This window comes from Candidatus Amarolinea aalborgensis, from assembly GCF_900491745.1.
GTDB lineage: Bacteria > Chloroflexota > Anaerolineae > SSC4 > Amarolineaceae > Amarolinea > Amarolinea aalborgensis.
In genome coordinates this window covers 24,651-50,418 of sequence record NZ_UETR01000011.1, presented here as the reverse complement: position 1 = coordinate 50,418, position 25,768 = coordinate 24,651, and the positions used below count along the sequence as shown (strand labels likewise).

Annotated in this window: 28 protein-coding genes; 12 read left to right on the top strand and 16 right to left on the bottom strand. The window is 62.6% G+C overall.

Features of this window, described 5'->3' with window-relative positions; genetic code table 11:
• The first annotated feature begins 16 nt into the window (after positions 1 to 16).
• Genes ACPQ6D_RS14750 through ACPQ6D_RS14740 form a run of 3 tightly spaced genes read left to right on the top strand, consistent with a single transcriptional unit; the run spans position 17 to position 4,943 of the window.
• On the top strand, positions 17 to 1,273 hold the full coding sequence (locus ACPQ6D_RS14750) for a glucose-1-phosphate adenylyltransferase (RefSeq protein WP_423225108.1): 1,257 nt from the start codon (positions 17 to 19) through the stop codon (positions 1,271 to 1,273).
• A 19-nt stretch (positions 1,274 to 1,292) separates the two neighbouring features.
• Positions 1,293 to 2,534 carry a glucose-1-phosphate adenylyltransferase family protein gene (locus ACPQ6D_RS14745; protein WP_423225107.1) on the top strand — a complete coding sequence of 414 codons (1,242 nt, stop codon included), beginning with the start codon at positions 1,293 to 1,295 and terminating at the stop codon, positions 2,532 to 2,534.
• A gap of 54 nt (positions 2,535 to 2,588) precedes the next feature.
• Complete coding sequence (locus ACPQ6D_RS14740; protein ID WP_423225106.1) at positions 2,589 to 4,943, top strand: penicillin acylase family protein; 2,355 nt, start codon at positions 2,589 to 2,591, stop codon at positions 4,941 to 4,943.
• A gap of 90 nt (positions 4,944 to 5,033) precedes the next feature.
• Here ACPQ6D_RS14740 and ACPQ6D_RS14735 read toward each other — a convergent pair whose 3' ends face one another.
• Positions 5,034 to 5,411: a hypothetical protein gene (locus tag ACPQ6D_RS14735; protein WP_423225105.1), complete on the bottom strand. Its 378-nt coding sequence runs from the start codon at positions 5,409 to 5,411 to the stop codon at positions 5,034 to 5,036.
• A gap of 1 nt (position 5,412) precedes the next feature.
• Positions 5,413 to 5,643 (bottom strand): hypothetical protein, encoded by a 231-nt coding sequence (locus ACPQ6D_RS14730; protein WP_423225104.1) that lies wholly within the window; start codon positions 5,641 to 5,643, stop codon positions 5,413 to 5,415.
• A 301-nt stretch (positions 5,644 to 5,944) separates the two neighbouring features.
• Here ACPQ6D_RS14730 and ACPQ6D_RS14725 point away from each other — a divergent pair, with 301 nt between their 5' ends.
• From ACPQ6D_RS14725 to ACPQ6D_RS14710, 4 genes are all read left to right on the top strand, one after another.
• Complete coding sequence (locus tag ACPQ6D_RS14725; RefSeq protein WP_423225103.1) at positions 5,945 to 7,627, top strand: sulfatase-like hydrolase/transferase; 1,683 nt, start codon at positions 5,945 to 5,947, stop codon at positions 7,625 to 7,627.
• 339 nt (positions 7,628 to 7,966) lie between these two features.
• Positions 7,967 to 8,287, top strand: coding sequence for a hypothetical protein (locus tag ACPQ6D_RS14720; RefSeq protein WP_423225102.1), 321 nt, complete (start codon positions 7,967 to 7,969; stop codon positions 8,285 to 8,287).
• The gene (locus tag ACPQ6D_RS14715) at positions 8,271 to 8,660 is read left to right on the top strand and encodes a toxin-antitoxin system TumE family protein (RefSeq protein WP_423225101.1); all 390 of its coding nucleotides are present in this window, start codon (positions 8,271 to 8,273) and stop codon (positions 8,658 to 8,660) included. The genes ACPQ6D_RS14720 and ACPQ6D_RS14715 overlap by 17 nt, the downstream gene beginning before the upstream one ends.
• Positions 8,661 to 8,755: 95 nt before the next feature.
• Positions 8,756 to 8,980, top strand: coding sequence for a type II toxin-antitoxin system HicB family antitoxin (locus ACPQ6D_RS14710; RefSeq protein WP_423225100.1), 225 nt, complete (start codon positions 8,756 to 8,758; stop codon positions 8,978 to 8,980).
• Here ACPQ6D_RS14710 and ACPQ6D_RS14705 read toward each other — a convergent pair.
• The 14 genes from ACPQ6D_RS14705 to ACPQ6D_RS14640 form a co-directional block, all read right to left on the bottom strand.
• Positions 8,955 to 11,195, bottom strand: coding sequence for a molybdopterin oxidoreductase family protein (locus ACPQ6D_RS14705; RefSeq protein ID WP_423225099.1), 2,241 nt, complete (start codon positions 11,193 to 11,195; stop codon positions 8,955 to 8,957). The two genes, ACPQ6D_RS14710 and ACPQ6D_RS14705, sit on opposite strands and share 26 nt — an antisense overlap.
• 55 nt (positions 11,196 to 11,250) lie before the next feature.
• Entirely contained in the window at positions 11,251 to 11,964 is a 714-nt protein-coding gene (locus ACPQ6D_RS14700; protein ID WP_423225098.1) for a 2Fe-2S iron-sulfur cluster-binding protein, read from the bottom strand.
• 76 nt (positions 11,965 to 12,040) lie between these two features.
• A complete protein-coding gene (locus ACPQ6D_RS14695) occupies positions 12,041 to 12,271 on the bottom strand; it encodes a hypothetical protein (RefSeq protein ID WP_423225097.1) in 231 nt (76 codons plus the stop codon).
• Positions 12,249 to 13,049: a formate dehydrogenase accessory sulfurtransferase FdhD gene (gene fdhD, locus ACPQ6D_RS14690; protein WP_423225096.1), complete on the bottom strand. Its 801-nt coding sequence runs from the start codon at positions 13,047 to 13,049 to the stop codon at positions 12,249 to 12,251. Before fdhD ends, ACPQ6D_RS14695 begins: the two co-directional genes overlap by 23 nt.
• 29 nt (positions 13,050 to 13,078) lie before the next feature.
• On the bottom strand, positions 13,079 to 14,842 hold the full coding sequence (locus ACPQ6D_RS14685) for an NAD(P)H-dependent oxidoreductase subunit E (protein WP_423225095.1): 1,764 nt from the start codon (positions 14,840 to 14,842) through the stop codon (positions 13,079 to 13,081).
• Positions 14,843 to 15,220: 378 nt separating this feature from the next.
• The gene (locus tag ACPQ6D_RS14680; protein ID WP_423225172.1) at positions 15,221 to 15,505 is read right to left on the bottom strand and encodes a phospholipase D-like domain-containing protein; all 285 of its coding nucleotides are present in this window, start codon (positions 15,503 to 15,505) and stop codon (positions 15,221 to 15,223) included.
• Positions 15,506 to 15,599: 94 nt separating this feature from the next.
• Entirely contained in the window at positions 15,600 to 16,106 is a 507-nt protein-coding gene (locus ACPQ6D_RS14675) for a transposase (protein WP_423225094.1), read from the bottom strand.
• Between the two features lie 180 nt (positions 16,107 to 16,286).
• The gene (locus tag ACPQ6D_RS14670) at positions 16,287 to 17,195 is read right to left on the bottom strand and encodes a PD-(D/E)XK nuclease family protein (protein WP_423225093.1); all 909 of its coding nucleotides are present in this window, start codon (positions 17,193 to 17,195) and stop codon (positions 16,287 to 16,289) included.
• A gap of 24 nt (positions 17,196 to 17,219) precedes the next feature.
• On the bottom strand, positions 17,220 to 18,515 hold the full coding sequence (locus ACPQ6D_RS14665; RefSeq protein WP_423225092.1) for a hypothetical protein: 1,296 nt from the start codon (positions 18,513 to 18,515) through the stop codon (positions 17,220 to 17,222).
• Positions 18,516 to 18,578: 63 nt separating this feature from the next.
• Positions 18,579 to 19,298, bottom strand: a complete 720-nt coding sequence (locus ACPQ6D_RS14660; protein WP_423225091.1) for an ATP-binding cassette domain-containing protein — start codon at positions 19,296 to 19,298, stop codon at positions 18,579 to 18,581.
• Between the two features lie 122 nt (positions 19,299 to 19,420).
• A complete protein-coding gene (locus ACPQ6D_RS14655) occupies positions 19,421 to 20,110 on the bottom strand; it encodes an ABC transporter permease (protein WP_423225090.1) in 690 nt (229 codons plus the stop codon).
• A 4-nt stretch (positions 20,111 to 20,114) separates the two neighbouring features.
• Positions 20,115 to 21,005, bottom strand: a complete 891-nt coding sequence (locus ACPQ6D_RS14650; protein ID WP_423225089.1) for an ABC transporter substrate-binding protein — start codon at positions 21,003 to 21,005, stop codon at positions 20,115 to 20,117.
• Positions 21,006 to 21,077: 72 nt separating this feature from the next.
• Complete coding sequence (locus ACPQ6D_RS14645; protein ID WP_423225088.1) at positions 21,078 to 21,425, bottom strand: winged helix-turn-helix domain-containing protein; 348 nt, start codon at positions 21,423 to 21,425, stop codon at positions 21,078 to 21,080.
• Positions 21,426 to 21,440: 15 nt separating this feature from the next.
• Positions 21,441 to 22,367: a Clp1/GlmU family protein gene (locus tag ACPQ6D_RS14640; RefSeq protein ID WP_423225087.1), complete on the bottom strand. Its 927-nt coding sequence runs from the start codon at positions 22,365 to 22,367 to the stop codon at positions 21,441 to 21,443.
• A gap of 195 nt (positions 22,368 to 22,562) precedes the next feature.
• Between ACPQ6D_RS14640 and ACPQ6D_RS14635 the strand changes: the two genes are divergently transcribed.
• The 5 genes from ACPQ6D_RS14635 (at position 22,563) to ACPQ6D_RS14615 (ending at position 25,624) form a co-directional block, all read left to right on the top strand.
• Positions 22,563 to 23,570 (top strand): aminopeptidase, encoded by a 1,008-nt coding sequence (locus ACPQ6D_RS14635; protein ID WP_423225086.1) that lies wholly within the window; start codon positions 22,563 to 22,565, stop codon positions 23,568 to 23,570.
• Positions 23,571 to 23,590: 20 nt separating this feature from the next.
• Entirely contained in the window at positions 23,591 to 23,884 is a 294-nt protein-coding gene (locus ACPQ6D_RS14630) for a Dabb family protein (RefSeq protein WP_423225085.1), read from the top strand.
• Between the two features lie 88 nt (positions 23,885 to 23,972).
• Positions 23,973 to 24,269 carry a Dabb family protein gene (locus ACPQ6D_RS14625; RefSeq protein WP_423225084.1) on the top strand — a complete coding sequence of 99 codons (297 nt, stop codon included), beginning with the start codon at positions 23,973 to 23,975 and terminating at the stop codon, positions 24,267 to 24,269.
• Entirely contained in the window at positions 24,269 to 25,063 is a 795-nt protein-coding gene (locus tag ACPQ6D_RS14620) for an inositol monophosphatase family protein (RefSeq protein WP_423225083.1), read from the top strand. Before ACPQ6D_RS14625 ends, ACPQ6D_RS14620 begins: the two co-directional genes overlap by 1 nt.
• 117 nt (positions 25,064 to 25,180) lie before the next feature.
• Positions 25,181 to 25,624, top strand: coding sequence for a universal stress protein (locus tag ACPQ6D_RS14615; RefSeq protein ID WP_423225082.1), 444 nt, complete (start codon positions 25,181 to 25,183; stop codon positions 25,622 to 25,624).
• Positions 25,625 to 25,768 lie beyond the last annotated feature (144 nt).

Sequence of the window (25,768 nt, the reverse complement as noted above, 5' to 3'; positions counted from 1 at the left end):
TTTAGGGAGGTAAATCTTGAAGAAAGTCGTCGCTTTGATTCTGGCCGGCGGCGAGGGCGCGCGGCTCAGCGTGCTCTCGGAAAAACGGGCCAAGCCATCGGTGCCCTTTGCTGGCAAATACCGCATTATTGATTTCACCCTCTCCAACTGCGTCAATTCTGGCATCTTCAATGTCGCCGTGCTGACGCAGTACCGTCCACACTCGCTCAACGATCACATCGGCATTGGCAAGCCCTGGGACCTCGATCGCAACCGCGGGGGCGTACGCCTGTTGCAGCCCTACAAGGGCCGCCGCGCGGAAGATTGGTATAAAGGCACGGCGGATGCCGTTTACCAAAACCTGGGCTACCTGGACGATACCGAGGCCGACCTGGTCGTGATCCTGTCTGGCGACCACATCTACCGTATGGATTACGGCGCTATGCTGCGCTATCACCAGGAAGTGGGCGCATCGCTGACCGTGGCGGTCATGAATGTGCCCCTGGAAGAGACCGATCGTTTCGGCATCATGAGCGTCAACGAGAATCAACAGGTCACCGAGTTTACCGAGAAGCCCAAACTGCGCGACAAAGGCACCCTGGCTTCGATGGGCATCTATATTTTTGACCGCGACGCGCTGGAAAAGCGTTTGCGGCAGGGTGCGGCCAAAGAGTCGAGCCTTGATTTTGGCAAGCACGTGATTCCGGGCATGATCGCTGATGATGCCGTATACGCCTATCCCTTCGAAGGCTATTGGGTGGACGTCGGCACGATCCAAAGCTACTGGGAAACCAACCTGGCCTTGTTGGAGGATAAGCCGGCGCTCGATCTATACGACACCACATGGGTCATTCACACTCGCTCGGAAGAACGGCCGCCGGCCAAGATCGGTCTGCAAGCACGTGTGGTCAAGAGCCAGGTTTCCAACGGCTGCAACGTGCGCGGCCTGGTCGAACATTCGGTGCTCTCGCCGGGCGTTTATGTTTCCCCTGGCGCAGTCGTGCGCAACTCGATCATCATGAACGATACCTACATCGGCCCCGGCGCTGTGATTGACAAGGCTATCATTGACAAGGACGTGTGGGTGGGAGCCGGCGCCGTGGTGGGCGAAGGCGACGATATCACGCCCAATGTCAAGGAACCGGACAAACTCAACATCGGCGTCACGGTGGTCGGTAAGGGCGCCCGCATCCCGCCCAATACGCGCATCGGCCGCAATGTACTGATCAACAGCGACCTTGACGAGAGCAGTTTCCCTGGCCTGACGATTGCCAGCGGCGAGACCGTAGGATAAATAGAGGAAGAGAGGTGCCATGAAAGCGCTCGCCATGATCATGGCCGGCGGTGAAAGCCCTGCGCTCAGCGTGTTGACCACGCAGCGGGCTGAATCGGTCGTGCCTTTTGCCGGCAAGTTTCGCATTATTGACTTTGTGCTATCCAACTGCGTCAACTCAGACATCTTCAACGTCGCGGTGTTGACGCAATACCAGCCCGGTGAGCTGATAGAGCACGTTGGCCTGGGCAAACCGTGGGATCTCGACCGCACGACGGGAGGTGTACGGGTTCTGCAACCGTACCCGACGCGTGACGGCGGCGGTTGGCAGCGCGGCACGGCCGATGCCATTCGCTCCAACCTGGGTTTCGTCCAGGAACAAAACGTGGATGCTGTCCTCATTCTGGCCGGCGACCACGTCTACAAAATGGACTATCGCAAGCTGTTAGCCTTTCATGAACAGACCAAAGCCGACGTCACCCTGGCCGTGCGCGAGGTCAGCCCGTTCGACGCCTACCGCTTCGGCATGGTCAAGACTGAAATTGATGGACGCATCAGCAACTTCGAAGAGAAGCCGCGGCGCACGCGCAGCACGCTGGCCTCGATGGGCATTTACGTTTTCAAACGCGAGACATTGATTGACTGGCTGACGCGCGACGGCAAGGAGCAGGTGGATTTTGGCCGGGAGGTGATTCCATCGCTGGTCAAACGCCGCCGGGTCTTTGCGCACCACTTCGAAGGCTATTGGGTTGACATCGGCACCCTGCAGGCCTATTGGGAAGCCAACATGGCCCTGCTGGCCGAAACGCCCGCGCTGGAGTTAGATGACCCGCGTTGGGTCATTCACACCCGCAGCGAAGAACGCCCCCCGGCCTGGATTAGCGCAGACGCACGTGTGGATGGCAACCTGCTGTGCGACGGCTGTCGCATCCAGGGTCGCGTCGAACGTTCGGTCATCTCGCCCGGCGTCTTCGTCGCCCCGGGCGCGCTGGTGCGCGATTCCATCATCATGCGCGACACGATCATTGGTGAAGGCGCCATCGTGGATCGCGCCATCATTGACACCGATGTCGTCGTAGGCGCCAAAGCCGAAATCGGCTCTGGGGATGATAACGCACCAAACCGCCAGGACCCCGCGCGCTTCAGCACCGGCCTGACGGTGATTGGCACGGACGCGCGCATCCCCGCCGGCGCCCGCATCGGTCGTAACTGCGTTATTCGACCCCATCGCCGTGAAAAAGACTTCAACGAGAAGACCATCGCCAGCGGGGAAACGATTTAAGCTAGACTTCCGAAGTCTGAAGACTTCGGAAGTCTGATTGAAAGGCAACCAACCATGCGCAGAGTCCTGTTCGCGATCCTCGGTATCATTTTGGCATTACTCATCCTGGTACCCGGCGGTGGGTACCTCTTGCTGCGTCGCTCACTGCCCCAGGTCAACGGGTCGGTCAAGGTCCAGGGCTTGCAAGGCGCGGTGGACATCGTGCGCGATGCCGATGGCGTCCCCTACATCTACGCGCAGAATGACCTGGATGCCATGTTCGGCCTGGGCTACGTCCACGCCCAGGATCGCCTGTGGCAGATGGAATTTCAGCGTCGCGTGGGCGCCGGCCGCCTGTCGGAGGTGTTGGGCGAATCCACGGTGGATACCGACAAATTCCTGCGCACGCTCGGGACGTATCGCGCGGCCGAACAAGCCTGGGACGCGCTCTCTCCACAGGCGCAGCAGGTCGTCCAGGCCTATGTCAGCGGCGTCAACGCGTACCTGGCGAGCAAACCGGCGCTACCCATCGAGTTCACGATCCTGGGCTTCAGTCCGGCGCCCTGGCAGCCGGCTGATTGCCTGGTCTGGGCCAAGATGATGGCCTGGAATTTGGGCGGGGACTACGTGTCAGAACTGGTGCGCGCACAGATTTATCAGGCGCTGGGACCCGAACGCGCCGCGCAGCTCTTTCCGGCCTATCCCGACAACGGTGCCCTGATTGTGCCCAACCTGGGGCAGAGCGCCGGCGACTTGGCGCATCTCTCAAGCGGCGTGCGCGCCCTGCTGGGCGCCGATGCGCTCAACATCGGCAGCAACAACTGGGTGGTCAGCGGCACGCGTACTACCACCGGCAAACCGCTGCTGGCCAACGACCCGCACCTGGGCGCGCAGATTCCCTCCATCTGGTACCTGGCCAGCATCCAGGGCAATCGCCTGCACGTGATTGGCGCGACGCTGCCTGGCATGCCAGGCGTGCCCACCGGTCACAATGACCGCATCGCCTGGGGTGTCACGAACCTGGGGCCAGATGTGCAGGACCTGTACATGGAGCGCATCAACCCGGCCAACCCCAACGAGGTCGAAGTCAACGGCGCGTGGCAGCCGCTGACTGTCATCAGCGAGACGATCCAGGTCAAAGGACGCAAGGAGCCGATCTACTGGGCGGCGCGCGCCAGCCGGCACGGGCCGCTGATCTCCGATGTGACCAGCAATGCCAGCACGACGCTGGCCCTGCGCTGGACGAGCCTGGATGCCGGCGACACCACCGTCGAGGCCTTCTTGGGCGTGATGTACGCAGGGAGCTGGGACGAATTTCGCACCGCCTTGCGCGCCTACATCGGGCCATCGCAGAACTTCGTCTACGCGGACGTAGACGGCAACATCGGCTACTACGGCCCCGGCCGCATTCCGATCCGGGCGCAGGGAAATGGCTACATGCCGGTTCCTGGTTGGAATGACGACTATGCCTGGACCGGATTCATTCCGTTCGATGACCTGCCGCACGATTTCAACCCGGCCAGCGGCTTCATCGCCACGGCCAATAACAAGGTTGCGCCGGACGCTTATCCCTACTTCCTGGCTACCGATTGGGCGCCGCCCTACCGCGCCACGCGCATCGTGCAGATGATCGAGGCCAAGGCCAAGCTGTCGCCAGACGACATCGCCGCCATGCAGGCCGACCAGAAGTCGCTGCAGGCGCTGGAGCTGCTCCCCTTCTTCCTGCAAACGCCCACGCAGACCCCGCAAGAGGCGCAGGCGCTTGAGCTGCTCAAGGGTTGGGACGGCGTCATGCGCCAGGACAGCGCGGCCGCGGCCATTTACGCGGCCTGGCTGCTGCATCTGCAGCCGGCCCTTTTGCAGGACGACCTGGGCAAGACCCTGGGCGCGGACTACCTCGCCAGTTTCCACCCCACCTACCTGCTGCAAACCCTGTCCCAGGCCAACAGCCCGTGGTGTGACAACGTGTTGACCCCGGACGCGGAGGATTGTCGAACTACCCAGCATGTCGCCCTGCAGGAGGCGCTCAAGGACCTGACGGAACGCATGGGCAGCAGCGACCTCAAAACCTGGCGCTGGGACAAGGTGCACGTGGCAGAATTCCCACACAACCCGTTCGACCAGGTCAGCGCTCTGAAGAACATCTTCAGCCGCCAGATTCCGAACGGCGGCGACGGCTCCACGGTGGACGTGGCGCCATTCCGGCCCAGCAAACCGTTCGCCCAGCGTCATGTGCCATCCTACCGGCAGATCAGCGACCTGAGCAATTGGAACAACAGCCGCTTCATGCACACCACCGGCCAGTCCGGCAACGTGCTGAGCAGCCACTACGACGACTTGATCGCCCGTTGGCAGAAAGTAGAATACTTGCCCATGCGCTTCGACCGCGACCAGGTCAAGGCGGTGAGTACGCTGCGCCTGCAGCCGTAGAACGCTCCGGGTGCAAAGGGTAGTGTACCAAGTGCAGAGGGCAGCCCACCTCTCTGCGCTTGGTACTGATGCTGCCAACAGAGACTGCGGTTAACGGATCTCCCATTGTTGGGATGGGCCGTCCAGGACGAGCACCAAACGGTTGAGGATGTTGCGGCCGATGACGCCATAGGAGGCCGTCGTGACCAGGTAGCTGCCGGTAAACTTCAGTCCCTGCCATTTCATCTGCAAATAAACGGACGCCAACAGCGAAGGCGTTCTGCCTTCCAGGTATTCAATCTCATAGGCTGTCTCTTGTTTTTCAGCCTCTACGGCCTGACGCACGCTCTCCGGCACAAATGAGACGTCGGCGCCAGTGTCGAGCAGCATCGGGACGTTGTCTATTTGTCGCTCATTACCCAAGTTGACGAATGACGCGACACCGACGGGTGCGGGCGGATCAAAACTACCTGTATGATAAGCTGGCATGTCAGCGCTCCCGCACCACGGTCATGACAAAGTCCGCGGCTTGGCGGCGATAGCGTAGGCGCGGACTGGCGACAAGGCTGGTCTGTGGGAGATCAACCAATACGTCGGTCTCTGCCGGCGCCTCTTGCGTGTTGAGCAATGACTCGAGCCGCCGCAACGTCTCTTCGATTCGTTGCAGCCGTCGGTTGAGTTCTTGCACTTGGACAACCAGATCGGCCTCGGTTTCCCTCATCGTCTATGCTCCTTTCAACGCTTCGCATGGTATCACAATCCGCGGTTGCTGGCAAGACCGCTCCAGGGCGCCACGAATTTCGATGAGGATGCTGGTCAGCGGCCCAGACTTGCTGGAAACGGTGAGGCTTGTTACAATAACACCGCTTGACGCCTCGTGCATACCAACGCCCCAATTTCTGTCGTTTGTCGGAGGCATCCTGTTGGCATACGGGACGATTCTGCTCATACTCGCCCTATTGGTTAACAGCGCCAGGCCCGGGCTGGCGCTGTCGCCCGCTGGGCCGCAGGATGCCAGCCCCATGACGACCGCACACACGCCTCCGCCGCCGAACATCATTTTCTTCCTGGCCGATGATCTCGATCTGAACCTGGATACCGTAACCACGATGCCCAACCTGCAGGCGCTGCTGGCAGGGCAAGGCATGACGTTTACCCACTTCTTCGTCAACGCCTCCATCTGCTGCCCCTCGCGCGCCTCCCTGCTGCGCGGTGAGTACGTGCACAACCACGGCGTCTACAACAATGGGCCGCCGCCCGGCGGCGGTTTCGAAGCCTTCCGTGATTTGGGCCTGGAAAACGACACCATCGCCACGCGACTACAAGGCGCGGGCTATCGCACGGCCCTGTTTGGCAAATACCTCAATCGCTATCCGTATGGCAGCCCGTCCAACTACATCCCGCCGGGATGGAACGAATGGTACAGCCCGTCTCCCACCGCGCCCGGCTACAATCAGTTCAACTACACGTTGAACGAAAACGGAACGTTGGTGGCCTATGGCAGCGCCCCGCAGGACTATCTGCAGGACGTGCTGACCACCAAAGCGCTGAGCTTCATCACGCGCACGATCGCCATCACCGAGCCTTTCTTTGTCTATTTTGGGTCATTCTCTCCCCACACGCCCTCCACGCCTGCGCCCCGTCATACCGGACTCTTCACCGACACGTTGGCGCCGCGCACGCCGTCGTTCAACGAGCCAGACGTCAGCGATAAGCCGCAGGCGATTCAGAACCTGCCTTTGCTGACGCCGGCCGAAGTGCAGCAGATTGACAATCAGTACCGCTTATGGTTGCAGTCTATGCAGGCTGTGGATGAAACGATCGCCAGTCTGGTCCAGACTCTGGAAGCCAGCGGGCAGTTGACCAACACCTATTTCTTCTTCACCAGCGACAACGGCTATCACATGGGTCAGCACCGCCTGCTGCCCGGCAAGTACCTGGGGTATGAAGAGGATATCCGGGCGCCTTTGTACGTGCGCGGTCCGCAGGCGCCAATCAGTCAAACCGTACCTTACCTGGCTGGTATCGTGGACCTTGCGCCAACCCTGGCCGACATCGCGGGGATCAAACCACCATCCTACATGGACGGTCGCTCCTTGCTGCCCTTGCTCAACGGCAGTTCATCCACGGCCTGGCGGCAGGCTTTCCTGTTCGAGCAGTTTGTGGGCGATCACCTCCTGCTGCGCGATCCCCTGGGTGAGCCGCCCGATCCTTTCGACTCGCCGCGCTTTGTGAGCGTCCCCTTGTTCTACACCGGGCTGCGCACGGCAGACTTGAAGTACATCGAGTATGATACCGGCGAGCGCGAGCTGTACAACCTGGCGACCGATCCCTACGAATTGGAAAATCTAGCCGCCAGCGCCGATCCGACCACCCTGACCCAGTTGTCCGCCTGGCTGTCTGTGCTGAAGGGCTGCGCCGCGGACACCTGTCGCAGCCTGGAGATGCAGCCGCCACCTGCGCCGCCCACCTGCGCGGAGCTGGACTTCGATCACAGCGGCAGTGTGACGGTGATTGATATCGCGCAGGTGGCGGCGCATTGGGGGGAAACTGCGCAGGCGCCTGGCTGGGACCCGCGCTACGATTTGGACGACAACCTGGTAATAGACGCGGCCGACATCACCGTCATCGCCGCACGCTGGGAAGAAATCTGCCCGCCGCCCTTGGGAATGAGAACTCCCCGCGCGCCGCGCGTGATCTCATGATGGCGTGGGTGGCCGACGGTTGGCGCGCCGTGGCCGACCCGGCGCGCAAGTCGCGCCGTTATCGTTTAACGGCGGAATATCGGCGCCTTAACGGCGGAATGACGGCAGTCAACTAAACGTCATCTGTTACTATGTAGGCGCGGGACGTTCTACTGGCGTCACTGACTGTTAAACGTATGCCGGGGAAATTGACACGCCAAGTCGATAAGTGTACACTGACTTCTCTGATGACCCATTCAGGGCTTCAGAGCAATTCCTGATGCCAGGCAGGCGACCTCCACATCCCTGTTTCACCAGGAACGTTTGCCTGATCGCTCCACGCACCGAAAGGATCTGTTCATGGCGCTTGGAATTTCTGCAGCTACCATTCTAGATAAGGTCGCGGGTGCACTCGTCGCCCAACAACGCTACGCCACAGTCGAGGAAGCCTTGTGGGAATTGGCATTGTCGGCTGTGCACACCAAATTGCTTTACTATCGGCGTCGCGTGCGTAGGCTCGAACACAAACACGCGATGGAATTCGAGCAGTTTACAGCCTACCTGCAGAACCGCGCGACGCCCTCTGAAGAAGACGATTGGCTGGCATGGCGCACAGCTCGTGCAATGCTCTCTGACTGGCAGAAGACCTACCAGGATTTACTGCATGCTCGCCCTCGTTGATAACCTGCTCAACATCTTACAAGGAGCATCTCTGATCAAGAACACGCGCATCGTGTCTTATGACGAAACCCCAGCCGGTCAACTAGAGGTGAAAATCCGTTGCCGATTGCTAGATAACTATCAGTTTCAGGTCTGGTTACACCAGGAGACGACTTCTCTAGACTACGCATATCAATTGTTTACGAGCGTGCCACTGTTGAGATGGGATAACGCTCCGCACTATCCAAGCATATCCACGTCGCCGCACCATTTTCATGACGAGCATAACCGCGTCAGCGAGTCACCCTTGACAGGTAAACCGAGTATTGATCTGATATGGGTTTTGGTAGAAGTAGAAACCTGGCTGAAATCAAAAGGCGTGTTAGTATCTTGAACCGCGCCCCAGGCTTATCCACCAGTTACGCACTTTTCTCCGGTGCACCAAGAATCGGATCTACCAACGTAGGGTGCAAACCAGGACGGTGAGCCGTGAAATTCTATGACTTTGGGATTGTCATGGAGAAAGAGCCAGAAGACGAAGGGTATTTCGCCTATAGCCCTAGCCTGCCAGGGTGCTTTAGCAATGGCATGACTATCGAAGAGACCAGGCGTAACATCCGTGTCGCCATTCAACAGCACATTGCGGCCTTGCTGGCCCATAATCAGATCTCATCTTCTCTTGCTCCACTCACCGCCGCGCGCCGGGGCTGCTGACCCCCGACACAGCCCCGTCCGGCCGATCCAACGGCGTCAGGCGCACCGCGCACACTTTGTAATCCGGTATCTTTGCCAGCGGATCGAGGTCGTGCAGGGTCAACTCATTCGCGGCGGCTTCAGCAAAATGGAAGGGCAAGAAGACCGTCCCTTGCGGCGAACGCCCCGTCACCAACACCTTGCACTCGATGCGCCCGCGTCGCGACTTGAGTTCCACCCACGCCCCTGAGCTGACCGCCAGCGTCCGCGCATCCTCCGGATGCACCTCTACCACCGCCTCCGGGTAAATGTCGTCCAGCTTCGAGCGCCGCGTCATCGTGCCGCCATGCCAATGGAAAAGCACGCGCCCTGTGGACAGAATCAGCGGATAGTCGGCATCCGGCAGCTCATGCGGCTGCAGGAAGTCAAGGCTGTGGAACTTGCCGCGGCCGCGCGGAAAACTCTCCGCAAAGAGGTACGGCGTGCCGGGATGATCGGACGTGGGGCAAGGCCAATGTACGCCGCCCTCCGCCTCCAAGCGCGCGTAGCTGATGCCCTGGAAGGGCGGGGTCAAGCGCGCCATCTCCTGCCAAATCGCCGCCGGATGATCGTAAGCATAGCCGGCCAGCGCGCCCAGGGCCAGGTCGGCCACCGCGGCCGGCGCAGCCGCCGGCAAATCCCCCATCCGTGAGCCTGGCGTCGCGCCCAACGCATGCAGTTCGTGCAGCACGCGGCCGGCCAGATCGCACACGATCTCCCAATCCGCGCGCGCCGCGCCGATTGGCTCAATCGCGGCGCGCACCATCTGCACGCGACGATCCGAGTTGGTGAAGGTGCCATCCTTTTCGGCAAAACTGGTGGCGGGGAGGATGATGTCGGCGTACGCGCAGGTTTCGTTGAAGAAGATGTCCTGGCAGACGATCAGATCCAGGTTCTGCAGACAGTGCCGCGCATGCGCCAGGTTGGGCTCGCTCATCAGCGGATTCTCACCCATGACGTAGAAGGCGCGCAGCGCACCGCTGCCCGCGCCGTCCACCATCTCCGGCGTGGCAAGGCCGGGCTGCGGGTTGAGCGGCGCGCCCCAGGCCCAGGCAAACTTGGCGCGAATCTCGGGGTGGTCTACACGCTGGTAGCCAGGGAACATGTCGAACAGCCCGCCCGCGTCCGAGCAGCCCTGGACGTTGTTCTGCCCGCGCAGTGGGTTGAGGCCGGCGCCCTCCGCGCCCAAATGACCGCACATCAGCGCCAGGTTGGCCAGCGCCAGCGCGTTGTCAGTGCCATGCGTGCTTTGACTGATGCCCATGCCCCAGTAGATCGCGGCGCGGTTGGCCGTCGCGTAGAGCCGCGCGGCCTTGACGATGTCCGCGGCCGGCACGCCGGTCATCTCTTCGGCGTAAGCCGGCGTCCAACGTTCCAGGCTCTCGATGTAATCTGCAAAGCCTTCGGTGCGCGTGCGGATGAAGTCGGCGTCATACCAGGCCTCGCGCACGATGACATGCGCCAGCGCCTGCCACAGGATCACATCAGTGCCCGGCTTCTGGCGCAGCCACACTTCGGCAAAATCGGCCAGCTCAATGTGGCGCGGATCCGCCACGATCAGATGCGCGCCGTGCTTGCGCACCGCCTGCTTGAGGAACGTGGCAATGACCGGATGCGTTTCGGTGGTGTTGGAGCCGGTGACGATGAAACACTCCAGCGTGGGCATTTCCGCAATCGCGTTCGACATGGCCGACGAACCGATCGCCATCTGTAGGCCGGTCACCGAACCGGCGTGACAGAGGCGCGCGCAGTGATCTACGTTGTTCGTGCCCAGCACCTGGCGCATGAACTTCTGAAAGACGTAGTTGTCTTCATTGGTGGCTTTAGCCGAACAGAGCGCGGCAATCGCGTCGCCGCCGTGCTGCGCCTTGATCGCGGCCAGCCGCTGCGCGACTAAGTCGAGCGCGGCATCCCAGCTCAGCGGGCGGAAGCCATCCAGATCAAGCGGCCCTCGCCGGGCGCGGCCGGCTTGAATATCCGCGTAGTCGTGACGGATCAGCGGGGTGGTCAGGCGGCTGGGATGGTAGACGAAGTCCATGCCGAAGCGCCCCTTGACGCACAGCCGGCCATAGTTCGGCGCGGCGTCTTGCGGCGCGCTGACCCGAAAAATCTGCTGCTCGGCGTTGACGTGCAGATTGACCTGGCAGCCCACGCCGCAGTACGCGCAGGTGGAGCGAGTCACATGCTCAGCAATCATCTGGTCACCTCCCACTGTCGCCGCCAAGCTCACTTTTCGGCGTTGCCTGGCGCGCTCAATCGTCACTTTCCGTGCGGCGGACGGCTCGCCGTGCGCGGCGAGTTTGCAGGCGAATCTCATCCAACGACAGACCTTGCTCCAGCAGCCATTCCTGCTTGCCTTTGAGCGCGCCCGTGGGGCACACCTCAACACAGTTGCCGCAGAAGACGCAGGTCGTGTCCGGCATCGGCGCGTCGAAAAAGGTGGCGATGGATGTGTGAAAGCCGCGCTCGCCCAGGGTCAAGGCAAAGGTGTTTTGCACGTCGTCGGCGCAGACCTGCACGCAGCGCCAGCACAGAATGCATTTGCTGTAGTCACGCACGTAGAAGGGATTGTCGTCTTTGACGGCCGCGTCGCGGCGCTTGCCGCCGGCGAAACGCGCGGGGTCCGCGCCATAGCGCGCGCTGTAGGTTTGAATCTGCGGCGCCTCGGAGCAGTCCACGGTCGAATGAAGCAGTTCCAGGATCACCTTGCGCGCGCGCTGCACGCGCGGGGTGTCGGTGTGCACCTCCAGTCCCTCGACGCAGGGCGCGACGCAGGCCGGGATCAGGGTGCGACCGCGGGTCGGCTCCACGACGCACATGCGGCAGACTGCGTTGGGCGTCAGGTTGGGATGATAGCACAGCGTGGGGATGTCCACGCCAATCTCGGCCGCGGCGGCCAACACGGTAGTGCCCGTGGATACGGTCAAGGCGTGGCCGTCAATCACGACGCCCACCGATGATGGCATGGGTGAGTGGCTCATCGTTGAATCCCTTTCTCTCCTCAGCGGCCTCCCGAACAAGTTCAGGAGGCTAGAGCTGGAGCTACTCGCCTTCGCCGACCGGTTCCCAGGATGAGGTGTAGACCAGCCGTGCCACGCTGTCCCAGTAGATTGGCTTCTCATGCCGCAGCAGGTCCACGATAAAAGTGGCCGAAGCCAATGGCAGATTGCTGATCGTGGCCAGCGAGCCAGTGTCAAGCAGCAGCCGAATCTCAGCTTTGTCGCTGCCCGCCTGGTGCCAAATGCTGTAGTTATGAACTTGATTGAGAGCCATGATTTCCTCCGTCGAAGCCCAGCCGCTCTGCTGCGGTGTAGACGCGCAGGCTGCCGGTGCGTAGATAGCCCACCAGGGTGATATTCCACGCGCGCGCCAACTCGATGGACAGGGCCGTTGGCGACGTGCGGCTGGCCACGAGGGGAATGCGCATCTTGGCCGCCTTGTTGAGCATCTCCGAGCTGATGCGGCCCGTGGAGAGCAGGATCAGATCTTCCGTCGGCTGGCCGCGGCGCAGGCACTGCCCCCACAGACGATCTATCGTGTTATGACGCCCCACATCCTGCGCCACCATCAACACCTGGTCGCCATCGCTCAGCCCGCTGGTGTGAATCCCGCGCGCGGTGCGATAGAGCACAGCCGCGTCCTGCACATCGCCCATCAGGCGCATGAGCTGCTCTGGCGCCAGCCGCCGGCTGGAGGTGAGCGGCGCCTGCTGCTCCGCCAGGTCATCGAAGGTGACGCCGCCGCCGCAGCCGGAGGTGATGATGACGCGGCGGGGCGGCTCAAAATGGGCATCGCGCAGCCACACATCCACGCACGTACCGCTGGGGCAGACCGTGACCAGCCGCACGTCAGCCAGGGATTGGATGACGCCCTCGGCGCGCAGGAACCCCAGCGCCAGGGTGTCCTGCTCGAACGGCGAGCACATCAGCGTCGCCAGTTCCAGGCCGTTGACGTGCAGGCGCAGGAATTCCTCGCCCGGCGCCGCGCCATCCACCACGCGCCAGCCTTCCCGCTCATACGCGGCGTAGCTGCAATTAACCAGTCCATCCATCGGTTTGTTTGATTTCTGTTTGTCTGAATTCAACCGCCGAACAGTTCCACGGCGCTCAAAATCGCGCCGGATGCGGCCTGTCCCAGGCCGCACAGCGACGCATCGCGCATCGCGCCCGCCAGGTCGTCCAGGTCGAGCCGATCCTGGGGTCGCGCCTGGCCGGCGCGCCAGCGTTCGACGATCTCAACCTGGCGCTGCGTTCCCATCTGGCACGGGTAGCATTTGCCGCACGACTCATGGGCGAAGAAGTGGGCCACGCGGCTGACTACCTCACAGGGCGCGACCGCATCATCCAGCACCATGACCGCGCCGGAGCCAAGCGTGGCGCCGATTTCACGCAGCGACTGCCAGTCGAGGGCCACGTCGAAGTGCGCGGCGCCGACGAAAGTGCCGGCCGCGCCGCCCAGCAGCACGCTCGTGATGCGGCGGTCAGGCAGCGGCCCGCCAGCCTGATCGAACAGCAGATGGCGCAAGGAGCGCCCCAGCGGCAGTTCGTAAAGCATGGGGCGCTGCACACAGCCGCTGACGCCGAACAGTTTGGTGCCCGGCGATTGCGCGGTGCCATATTGGCGCAGCCAGCCGGGGCCGTGGCGCACGATGGGGGGGATGTTGAAGAAAGTCTCGACGTTGTTGATGACCGTGGGTTTGCCGAAGAGGCCCGCCTGTACCGGAAACGGCGGTTTGACGCGGGGCATGCCGCGCTTACCCTCGATGGACTCGAAGAGCGCAGTCTCCTCGCCGCAGATGTACGCGCCCGCGCCCAGGCGCAGCTCGATGTCGAAGTGCAGGTTGCTGCCCAACAGATGGCGCCCCAGGTAGCCGGCCGCTCGACAGCGGGCCAGCGCGTTCTCCAGCACCGGCGCCACGTAGCCATACTCGCCGCGCAGGTAGATGTAGCCGCCCACCTCGCCCTGGCCCTGAATCGCGTACGCGGCCAGCGCCATGGCCTCGATCAGCCGGAAGGGATCGCCTTGCAGCAGGGGGCGATCCTTGAAAGTGCCGGTTTCGCTCTCATCCGCGTTGCACACCACCATCTTGGGCGTCGCCGGCTCATCCGCGGCGCTGCGCCATTTGACCCCGGTGGGAAAAGCCGCGCCCCCGCGGCCCACCAGGCCCGACGCCTCGACGGCCTGCACGACCGCGGCCGGCGTCATCGCGCCCAGGGCCTGGCGCAGGGCCGCAAACCCGCCGTGCTGTTCATAGTCCGCCAGGCTCCAGGGGTCAACCCGGCCCACGTGCTCTGCCAGCACAACGTCACCCAGCACCGGCTCTGCGGGGGCGGCAGCCGCGGTCGCCGCGGAGAGCAGCGCATCAGGCTCACGATCCGAGGTCAACCAGGAGAGCAGCGCATCGGCAGGCAGCGGCGCCTCGTCCAGCAGAACCGCCGGCGCGTCCGCGCAGCGGCCCAGGCAAGGCATCATCTCCAGGGTCAGCGCGCCGTCGGGCGTGGTATCGCCGCGCTGGCGCAGGCCGGTGTGGCTGGCGATGGCCGCGCGCAACGATTCGCTGTTCGCTGGCCGCGCCAGGGAGCAGGCGACATCATCGCACACGCGCAGCAGATGCCGGCCGTGCGGTTGGCTGTAGAGCATGGTGTAGAAGTCAATCACGCCGTAGATGTCGGCGAGGGGAACGGCCAGCGCCGCGCCGATGCGGGCCACCAGGTCAGGCGAGAGCCAGCCGTGGACGCGCTGCACGGCCAGGAGACAGGGCAGCAGGTAGGCGCGGCCCTTGCCCTGGAACGTCGCCAGGACAGACGCCACAGCCTCGGATGTCGGCAGCACGGGTAAGGGCATGGCCGGTGTTCCTGATTGCACACGCAAGAGTTTACAGCGCCGACAACCGCAGGTGGTCGTGGCGTGCAGCACAAGATTTAGGCTGATGCTGGGGGGTACGGTGAGAAGGGGATTATACCCGCATTGGCGGTGGTTTGCAAGCGCCGAAAGTACTCGGCCACGGCGAAGCGGGTCAGCGCGGGGCCGCGGTCCCGCGCCAGGCTTCATCTACAGAACATGAAGATCTACGACTCTTCGCTCACGACATCCGACCTGATGTAGGGCCAGTGCACACCTGGTCCAATGACCAGTACCTTGTGCTCTGGGGAAAACAGATTCCAACTCTCAAGCTCGGTTGTATTCACGGCGAATAGCCGCAAATAGAGGCCGCCCTCAAATTCAAAAGCTATCCACGGCGTCGAGATCGCTGTTGCAGACGACGCGCACGTCGGGGACACCCCCGATCTCCTCGCCGACCAGCTCGAAGATGGAGCTGCGGAAGCAACCCGCGATGCGCTTGTACGACGTGGCGCCGCGCAGCATGTCGCGCAGGAACGCGTGGTCGAGCCGTTGGCTGCGTGAGGAGTAACGGTTGATCGTTTGAGCATGAGGGGCGGCGGGGGACGCGATAGGCGATAGGGCTGAGTCTCTCCCCTCACCCCCCGTGCCCTTACTATCACTCATACGGCTCCTCCGACCCCACCTCGTTGGGGCACGATGTGGGGCCAATGCAAGTCTCGGCATAAGCTGCAAAGCTCTCCCGGCCCCACATCGTGCCCTAACAGCGCCAGCGCGCGGGGTTCTGGCGGATGTATTCACGAATGCGTTCCAATTCCTGCTCGCCGCGCACGATATGATCGTGGAAGTTGCGCTGCCACAGCGGCGGCTCAGGGATCAGACCGCGATGCGCCGCCTGCTGCGTGACAGCGCTCTTGTAAGCGCCCACCAGGCTCGACAGCGATCCGGCGATGGCATCGCCAAACTTGCGCGTCTTGCTGACCGCGCCCGGCTCCGCAGAGCCGGTGTCCATGATCCAGAGCAGCACATGCGCATGGTTGGGCATGATCACATGGATATCCACCTGGGCATCGGTGTGGCGCGCGGCGAATTCGGTCCAGCATTGATCAGCGATCCGCCCCAGCGGATTCAGCACCATGACGCCATTCACAACCTCACCGAACACGCGCAGGCCGCGGTGGGCGCGGAGCGTCACGAAATAGGCCCCCGCGTTGGTGTAGTCGTAGCCAACGTAACGTAGCGTGTTGCGGCGACGGTATTCGGTCATGATTCCTCCTTCCGCGCGTTCCCGTTGGGGCACGAGGGGCGGCGGAGCAACCTGGCTTGTCGCGTAATGCCTACTCCGCCGCCCCTTGTGCCCTTACGCCGCCCAGCGTTCCCTAACGAGGTGGGGCCGATTCGAGTCTCGGCACAAATCGCATGGTCCTTCCGGCCCCACCTCGTGCCCTTACGCGAACGCGATTTCGGGTACGTCCTCCAGACCGAAGTCCAGGTCAGGCTGGCGCTCGTCGTCGAAGGTGGCCCAATCGCCGGCCTCGACGCCGCGGTCGCACAGGGAGCGGTAGGTGCAGAACCGGCAGCGTGACTCGTCGGACGTGAGAGGCCAGACCGCGTCGCGCCGCGTGGCGATTTCCTCGATCAGCGCGGCGAGGTAGCGCCGATGGGCCTCATGCTGCCGTGCACTGTAGGCCAGGGTCTGCGGCCGCTCAGGGTCATTGGCAAACCAGTAGACCATGCGCACCTGTTCCGGCGCGATGGCGCCCCGTCCCAGGTCCGCGCCCGCTTCGACCAAGACGAAGGGATAGACCCAGCTTTGCATGCGCTGCGCCAACTGTGCGCGCGTGGCTGGCTGGCGGCTGGTCTTCCAGTCCACGATCAGCGCCTGGCCGTTTTCCTGGATGGCGAGCAGATCGTAACGCGCCGCCACCCGCTGGCTGCTGATCACCGTGGAGAGCACCTCTTCGGCGCAAATCAGCCAATCGGCGTGCGCGCCGGCCAGGAGCGGCATGGGCAATCCGGGCGGCGGTGAAGCTAGATAGGCCTGCCACCAGCGGCGCAGATCGTAATCTTGAATGCCGGCGCTGATCCGCGCGGCCGCCACACCGTTGATATGGCGCTGGATCAGGCGGTGAAAGCGCTGTCCCAACTCCTGGTAATGCTCAAAATCGAGCAGAGGCTGCGATTCCAACGCGGGCCAGGGCTGATTGAGCAGAAAGCGCAGTTGAAAACGTCGCGGGCATTGCGTGTAATCTTGCAGGCTGCCCTGGCTGAAGGTCAGCTCAGCCGGAGTCGGCGGGCGACGAACGAGCGCGGACTGGGTTGTGTGAATGGCCGTAACCGGCGTAGGTGGTGCCATTGCGCAGGCCTCCCGAATCAGGCATTAGCGTGGCATCCAGGGTAAAAAGCCGCGGATGCTTGGGGTTGGAGTCGAGACGGGCGTCGGCGTCGGGCGCGCCGGACAGGCCACGTGCAGATCAAAACTGCCGATGGCGCCCTGGTAGCCATCCACCACCAGGTAGTAGACGCCGGCGCTGTTGGTCGTATAGTTGAGGTAACGATCGCCGTACGCCAGGCACATGGAGGGCAGGGCGCCTGACAGCAGGAAAATGTCCAGGTCAGGCCCTTGCGGCGGGTAGATCAGTTCGATCATCACCGGCTCGTTCGCATCGAGGGAGAGGGCGTACACCCGCTCCGGCCCGCTTTCCAACCAATCGGGACGGCAAGCATACTGGCTGATCTGACTAGCCGCGCCCAGGTTGGCATCGCCGACCCGCTGCCAACAGCCGATGGGCGTGGCGAGCGAGAGGTCGAGGCCGGGGGTGGCCGTGGGCGTGGGCGTCGCGGATGACGTGGCGGTGGCCGTCGCGGTTGCAGTCGCCGTGGGCGTCGGGGTTGAGGTCGGCGGGCGTGGCGTGGCCGTCGGCGTGCGCGTGGGGGTTGGCGTGCGCGTCGGCGTGGCTGTGCGCGTCGGCGTGGGAGTGATGGTAGGTGTGGGCGTATCGGTGCCTATGGCCGGCTGGTAAGCCACCGAAAGGCGCGCGGCCTGGTCTGGCCGAAAATCGTAGGTGAAAAGATCGAGATAGGCGCTGTTGGTTCCACGGCTGACCGCTAATAAAACCAAGGACTGGCCGCTGGCCCAGCCAGGCCGGCTCACAATTTCCTGGATCACCGGCGCCACGTCTGGCGAGTTGAAAGCCGTGGTTGGCGTCGTCACCAGAGTCCAGTCAATGCTGGCATTGGTGCGCGGCCGGAGATGAGCCAGAACCTGCGCGTGATCGAAATCGGCCGCATTGTCGCTGGCTTCGCCCACGAGGGAAACGGGGATCGGAATGCCGGTCTGCCACAGGGCCGGGTTGAGGGTGAGGGTCGCGCTGACGATGACCACCCCCTGTGGGATGGCGACGTTTTGAAAGCGCCAACCATCCACGTAATTCACCACGCTGCGGCCGAAACGCTGCAGGATGTCGCTGTTCAAATTGGTGGGTGTCGTGTCCACCTTGATCGCGGTGTCGTCCAGGAAGGCCGTGACGGCCGCGCTGACGACGGTGGCCTGCGGCGCCGCGGCCTGCGCGCGCAGGGCCGGCTGGCGGTCGGGGCTTAACAGCAACAGCAAACCAACCGTCAAGAAGAGCAAAAGCCCAAGCGCAGGCTGAAAGAACCACCTTTGGTCACGCATGAGCGCATTGTAGCACGAGAACGATGAGCGCAGCAAACCGCGACCGATGCGGCCATCACTGGCTCAGTAGACCATATCCCCGCGCACAAAGGCCGCCGTGCGCGGGTCGCTGGGCTGTTCAAAAAAGCGCGCCGTGTCGGTCATTTCGATCAGGCGTCCGCCCAGCAGCAGGCCCGTGTGGTGCGCCAGGCGCCGCGCCTGAAACACGTTGTGCGTCACCAGCACGACGGTCAGGCCCTGTTCGGCATTGGCCTGGCGGATGATATCTTCGATGAGGCCGACGTTGTAGGGATCCAGATTGGCCGTCGGCTCATCGAGGAGCAGAACACGCGGGCGGATGACCAGCGCACGCGCCAGCGCCACGCGCTGCATCTCGCCGCCGGAAAGCAGGCGCGCCGGCTGTTGGGCAAACGAGGCCAGGCCAACCTGCGCCAGCATGGCATCCACCTGGCCATCGGGCGCGATGCCGCGCAGCTGCAGCCCATAGGCCACGTTGCGGCGCACGCTGCTGCGCTGCAATACCGGGCGCTGGAAAACGGTGGTCACCTGACGGCGCACGGCCAACGGCGCGGACCCGTGCACCGATTCGCCGGCAAAGCGTATCACCCCGGCCGTGGGCGGTTCCAGAAAGTTCAGCAGACGCAGCAGGGTTGTCTTGCCCGCGCCGCTTGGCCCCACCAACGCTAACACCCGCCCTTCGGGCACGGACAGGTGCGCGATGTCCAGGACCGTGCGCCCGTGATAGGCATGCCTTAATTGCTCAATCTCGTACAAATTCGTCATCAGAAAAGCGTCCACTATCTCCAGCCGCCGCACGGCCAGCTTCGACCGCGGGGTCGCGACCGCCTCCCCTTCTCTCCTCCGTCGTGCGGAGAGGAGAAGGGGCCGGGGGATGAGGTGAGGTCTCAGTCGCGGCCCTGCAAGCGCAGCAGGATCAGATTGGCGGTGAAGGCCAGCGCCAGCAGGATGACGCCCAGCGCCAGCGCCAGGGAAAAATCACCTTGCCGCGTCTCCAGCACGATCGCCGTGGTCAGCACCCGTGTCTTGCCGGCAATGTTGCCGCCCACGAGCATGACCGCGCCCACCTCCGAGATGATGCTGCCGAACGCAGCCACGATGGCGGCCACCACGCCGATGCGCGCCTCCATCAGAACGGCCCAAGCCTCCTGGCCCGAAGTGGCGCCCAGGGCGCGCACCTGTAGGCGCAGGCCTGGATCCACACTCTGCACCGCGGTCATCGTCAGCCCGGCCACGACCGGGAAGGCGATGATCGTTTGCGCCGCGATCATGGCATTGGGCGTGAAGAGCCAACCCCAGGCGCCCAGCGGTCCGCTGCGCGAGAGCATCAGGTAAACAAAGAGTCCCACGACGACTGGCGGCAAGCCCATTCCCGTGTAGAGCAGAGCCGTCACCAACCCCCGCAGCCGCACGCGGCCCAGGCCGAGAACCGCGCCCAACGGCACCCCGCCCAGTGTGCTGACCAGCAGCGCCAACCCCGTCACGCGCAACGACAGGGCGATGATCGCCGCCAGGCTGGCGTCGCCGGCAGCAATCAGGCGCAAAGCCTGGTCCAGGCTGCGCAGGATATCATTCATGTGTCTACTTACTCGGATTTGGATAGAACAGCGGCTGTCCGAATTTGTCAACCCCAAAAGCGCCGATCAGTTGTTGCGTCTCCGGCGCCAGAATCCAGGCCACGAATTTGTCGGCCAGTGCGGCATTGACGCCGGGGTGCATCTGCGGGTTCACCGCCAGCACACCATATGGGTTGAGCAAGCTTTTGTCTTTGTTGTCAGCCAGGGTGGCGCCGCCCAGCAGAATAGTCAGGCCGGGCAACTTGTCTTTCATGGACAAGAAGGTGCCCCGATCGCTCAGGGTGTAAGCCTGGCGTTCGTTGGCAAAGACCAGGGTGTCCCCCATGCCCTGGCCCAGGGCGTTGTACCACGTCATCTCAGCCGTCGGCGTGATGCCGGCTGAAGCCCAGATGGAGAGCTCTTTCGTGTTGGTGCCGGACTTGTCGCCGCGACTGGCAAACGGCGCCTGTTTGGTCATGATGGCTTTGAACGCGTCTTTGGCGCTGCCCAGGCTGCTGATGGCGGCCGGGTCGGCCGTGGGGCCAACGATGATGAAGTCGTTGACCATCACATCGAAACGCGCGACGGCGTGACCTTCCGCGACGAACTGGTCTTCACCCTTGCGGCTGTGCACCAACAACACATCCGCGTCGCCTTTGCGCCCAATCTCGAGTGCCTGGCCGCTGCCCACGGCCACCACATCCACCTTGCACTGACAGGTTTTCTCGAACACCGGCAGAATGGCGTCCAGCAAGCCAGAATCGGCCGTGCTGGTGGTTGTGGCCAGGCGTAACGCCGCCGTGGGTGGCGTCGCCGTGGGCGGCGCGGCCGTTGCGGTAGGCGACGCCGCGGGGGCGCCGCAGGCTGTGAGCAGCAAGGCCGACAGGCAAATCATCACAAATAAACGATAACGCATAGATCCTCCTCAACAGGTGATAGGGGCGTTATTCATTTTCGTCATAACGCTTCACCCTGACTATGATCTATGTCACAGATCGCCAAACACCTCGGCGAAACGCCGCTGCACCCATTCGTCCAGCCCGGCGCTGAGCAGGCGATAGCGCTGAATGAAGGCCACCGCCGCGGGCGTCAGCTCGGCGCCGCCGCCGTGACTGCCGCCGATGTGTGTCTCCAGCAGAGAGACGCCCAGGCCATGCTCCATCTCCTTGATTTTGTTCCAGGCCACGCGGTAGTTGACCTGCAGTTGGTCCGCGGCGGCCGAAATGGAGCCAGTACTGGCAATGGCCTCTAACAGGTCTATGCGCCAACCACTGAGCACCACTTCATTCTCATGCGCCACCCATAAGTTGATGTGCGGAGCAAGTGCGTTCGTCATCGTCCAAAACCTCCTTCACCGTTCTGGCTGGATCATGCGTTGGTCGCGAAACGTTTGCATGTCCAGCAGTACGTGGCCCAGGTTGAGCGTATCCACGTGATCGAAGGCAGCAAGCGGCGTCAGCAGAGACACCCGGCGCGAAGCCATGTCCGCGCCGAGGACGATGCCCAGACCAAGCGTAAAGCCGCGGTCATCTTCCAACGCCAGGAGGCGCTGTGCGGGGAATTCTGGGGATGGGAGAACCGCCCGCCGTCGCCAATCAATGGTCTGCACGCGAGCTGTGCTGAAGTAAGCGGCAAAGCGCGCCGCGCGATGGGCCTGGCGCTCAGCCGCGGTGCGTGGCTGCACGGACACCGCAGGCTGCAGCTTTTCCACGCGGGTGCGATGGCTGTAACGCAGCGGCGCGAGGAGGGGGTCAAGTTCCTCCCCGTGAGCCAGGCCAATGACCAGCGCGGGGCGCAGAAGATCAATCTTGGCGAGCTTGAGATGCAGTCCGCCAAAAAGGGGGTCCACGAAGCCGCACGTATCGTAGATAATGACCTCGGCGCCGCCGCTGTGGCCGGCCTGCACCAGGCGTGCGGCTGCCACCAGGAACGGCAGCATGTGTGCGCGCGGCGAGGTGGCGCCCAAGAAGCGTCGCCAAGAGGGCCCGGTCGGCGGAAAGGAAACGCGCGCCGGCGCAGATGCGTGGTTCGCTGAAGTCTCGGCGGCCAGGGCGAGAGTCAACGTGGTGGGCGGACCGAGCGTACTCTGGCCTGGATCGCCGTCCAGATAAGCGACGCGGCGACCCTGCGCCGCCAGGCGTTCAAAAAGGTACCGCGCCAGCGTGCTCTTTCCCGTGCTGGGCGCGCCCATCAGCAAGATGACGCCGTGCACGCGCTCAACGGGCAAATGCGTCCATGCCTCCGGGATCTGTAGCGGCTGCTGCGTCGTCACGCTCACGATGCAATTTCCTTTCGTCGGGCAGCAATGCACGCAGGTGTGCAGGGCGGCATTATACTGCGAAAAAACAATCGCGCAATATGACGTAGGTTCTTTACGGTTATGCCGTTCCTGGGTATAATCAGAGTAGATCATCAAGGACGCGCGGTTGGGCGATTGTCCTTCGTACAAGAGGGCGAAAGGAGAGAAAAAACGGTGACTGATCCATTGGCGGCCCTGCGTCAAGGTGCGCACAACGCCGTGTTCACCTGTATGGGGGTAACGGCTCAAGATCGTGTCTTCATTCTCACCGATCAGACCCGGACGACCATTGGCGAGGCTCTGGCCGAAGCCGTTCGATCCTGCGGCGCTGAAGTGCGCGTCGCGCAGTTGGAAGATTACGCGGCGCGGCCGATTTTGGCGGTGCCGATGGCGCTGCACCAGGACTTGTTAGCGTTTGCGCCGAGTGTTACCTTCTATGCGGCTGGCAGTCAAAAGGGCGAGATCACCTTTCGCATTGGCCTGCGCGTTATTCTGATGCGGGACCTGCATGTGCGTCACGCGCACATGATCGGCATTACTGAGCAGCTGATGACTGAAGGCATGACCGCGGACTATCAGCAGATTGCCCGCTTAACGCAGCAGGTGTATGATTTGGTGCGCGATGCACACCAGATTCGTGTCATTTCCCCGGCTGGAACCGACCTGGTGGCTCAGTTTGACCCGCGACTGCGCTGGGTGCCCTGCACCGGCATCTACCATCATGCGGGGCAGTGGGGAAACCTGCCTGAGGGAGAAACCTTCACCTGTCCGGCGACGGCCGAGGGTGTGGTGGCTGCCACTGTGTTGGGCGACTATTTTAGCGAGAAATATGGCGTTCTGCCGACACCGGTTTTTTTCCACATCACGGATGGCGAAATCAGCCGGGTGGGGGGCGCGAACCAGGCATTGGTGAACGAGGTGGCGACCTATCTTTCCTCCAGCGAAAACGGCCGGCGGATGGGCGAGTTTGCCATCGGCACCAACATTGCACTGACCGGATTGACGGGAAATCTGCTGCAGGACGAGAAACTACCGGGCGTCCATGTGGCGTTTGGCGATAGCTATCCCTACGAAACGGGCGCGACGTGGTCGTCCGCGATTCATGTGGATGTCATTCCTACGACGTGCACCATCGAGTTGGATGGACGCACGATCATGATTGACGGCAAATTTGTATTCTAATCTAAAGAGGAAAATGCTGTATGTTTCGACATGTCGTATCTCTCAAATTCAAGACACACGAACCCGAAGCGGAATGCAAGCAGCTGGTGCGTGATCTGGCTGACTTACCCAATCAGGTGCCGGAGATTTTGCATTGGTCCACTGGCTGTAACGAGATCAACATAGACCTGGCTTACGATGTGGCCATTGTCGGCGATTTCGAGAACCGAGAGGCGCTCCTGCGCTACTTTAAGCATCCGGCGGTGCAGGCAGTTCTGGCCAAGATTGATCACTTGTGTTCCAGCCGTATCTCGGTGGACTACAGCACGGACTGATTCTGTGGTCGTGGCCAATACCCACGAGACGTGAAACGCGAGACACTGGGGTCTATGGTTTCACGTCTCGTTATTCTATGGCGGTTCTATGCTCAAACACGTTGTTCTGTTCAAGTTCAAAGCCGAGGTCCCCGACAGCGACCTCGAAGCCTGGGTCGTCACGCTGCAGCAGTTGGTCAACCAGATTGGCGTGATTCGCCTCTGGGAAGTGGGACGCGAGCTGACCGGTCGCAGTGGGCCGAATGCCGAAGTCTGCCTGATTTCAGGTTTCGACAGCGCAGCCGACCTGGAAGCCTACGACAAGCACCCGGCCCATGTGCAGGTTGTGACCGACGCGCGACGGATGTGCAACAGCATCACGCGCACCAATTTCTGGGCGTCCTGATGAACTGGGATGAACCGCTGGCCTTCGCCTTGTCCCTGGCGAACCAGGTGGGCAAACAGTTGGTCGCCAGACGCAGCCAGGTGACAGCAGAGATCAAATATGACGGTTCGTTGGTCACTGAGGCCGATATCGAGGCCGATCACCTGATCCGTGACGCGCTGCGCGCTCGCTTTCCTGATCACGGCATCGTGTCTGAGGAACTGGCGCACGACGTTGGCGATGAGGCGTTCCAGTGGGTGGTAGACCCTATTGATGGGACGACGAACTATGTTGGCGGACTTCCCATCTGGGGCGTGCTGCTGGCGTTGCTGCACCAGGGCAGACCCGTGCTGGCGGTGCAGCATTTCCCGTGCCTGGAGGAGTGTTACCACGCGCGCCTGGGCGGCGGCGCTTTCTGCAATGATCGGCCGTTGCACACGAGCCAGAGCGCAACGCTGCATCCCAACCAGATTCTGGTCGCCTGCTCCCGCTCATGGCGCCACTTCGAGGTGACCGGCATTCGCGCCAAGCCGCGTGTGCTAGGCGCCGTCGGTTATGATTTTGCCCTGGTGGCGCGTGGCACGGCCATGCTCGGCCTGGCGGCAACCCCGCACCTGTGGGATTTGGCTGGCGGTTGGCTGCTGGTCACCGAAGCAGGCGGCGTGGTCAATGTCATTCCCGACCGCAGCGGCGCCCTGCAAACGCCGTTTCCCGCGCAAGCCGGGATCAACTATCGCGATCTCACGTTCCCACTGTTGATGGCGGCTAACCAGGCCCTCTTTGAGCGCGCCGCCCCACACGTGAGTCAGCGTTAGGGTATGAGCGCCGCATGAAAAGGCGCTGTTTTCACGAATAGGGTCGGCGTCCGAAAGTCCCCTGCTGAGCCTCCCGTGCAGGCGCAATACAAGCGCCGACGAAAAATGGAGTGTTGCATGTTCAAGCGATTGTTGCTCGCCTTTGACGGCTCGGTCCACAGCCGCAAGGCCTTGACCTACGCCATGCGCATGGCCGAGGTCCTTCATGCCGAACTTTGGATTCTGCATGCCTATGCCCCGATTACCAGTTCATCCCTGTTGGACGACGTGGATGAGTTTCTAGACCAGGAAAAGACCAAAGCCCTGCGCATTATGTCCCCGGCCATGCAAAACGCGGAGGGCCACGGCGTTGTTGTCCACCCGGCCATCGTCGAAGGCCCGCCCGCCGAAGCCATTGTGCGCGTCGCCGCCGAGCAAGGCTGCGATCTCATCATCATGGGACGCCGCGGCCTCTCGCCGATGGGGCAAACGCTGCTTGGCAGCGTCAGCGACCATGTACTCAATCTGACCGATGTGCCGATCCTCATCACCCATGCCACGGCTGACGAAGCGGTGAACTAGGGTCACAGATCACGGGTCGTAACGACTTCAGGAACAGCGCAGACCGGGGCCAATTCACTAGCGTACGGACTGGCAGCCTGAAGTCGTTACTATCCCCGGCCATGCGTCTCGCATGTCAACGGGCGCCTTGTACTCCCAAATCTG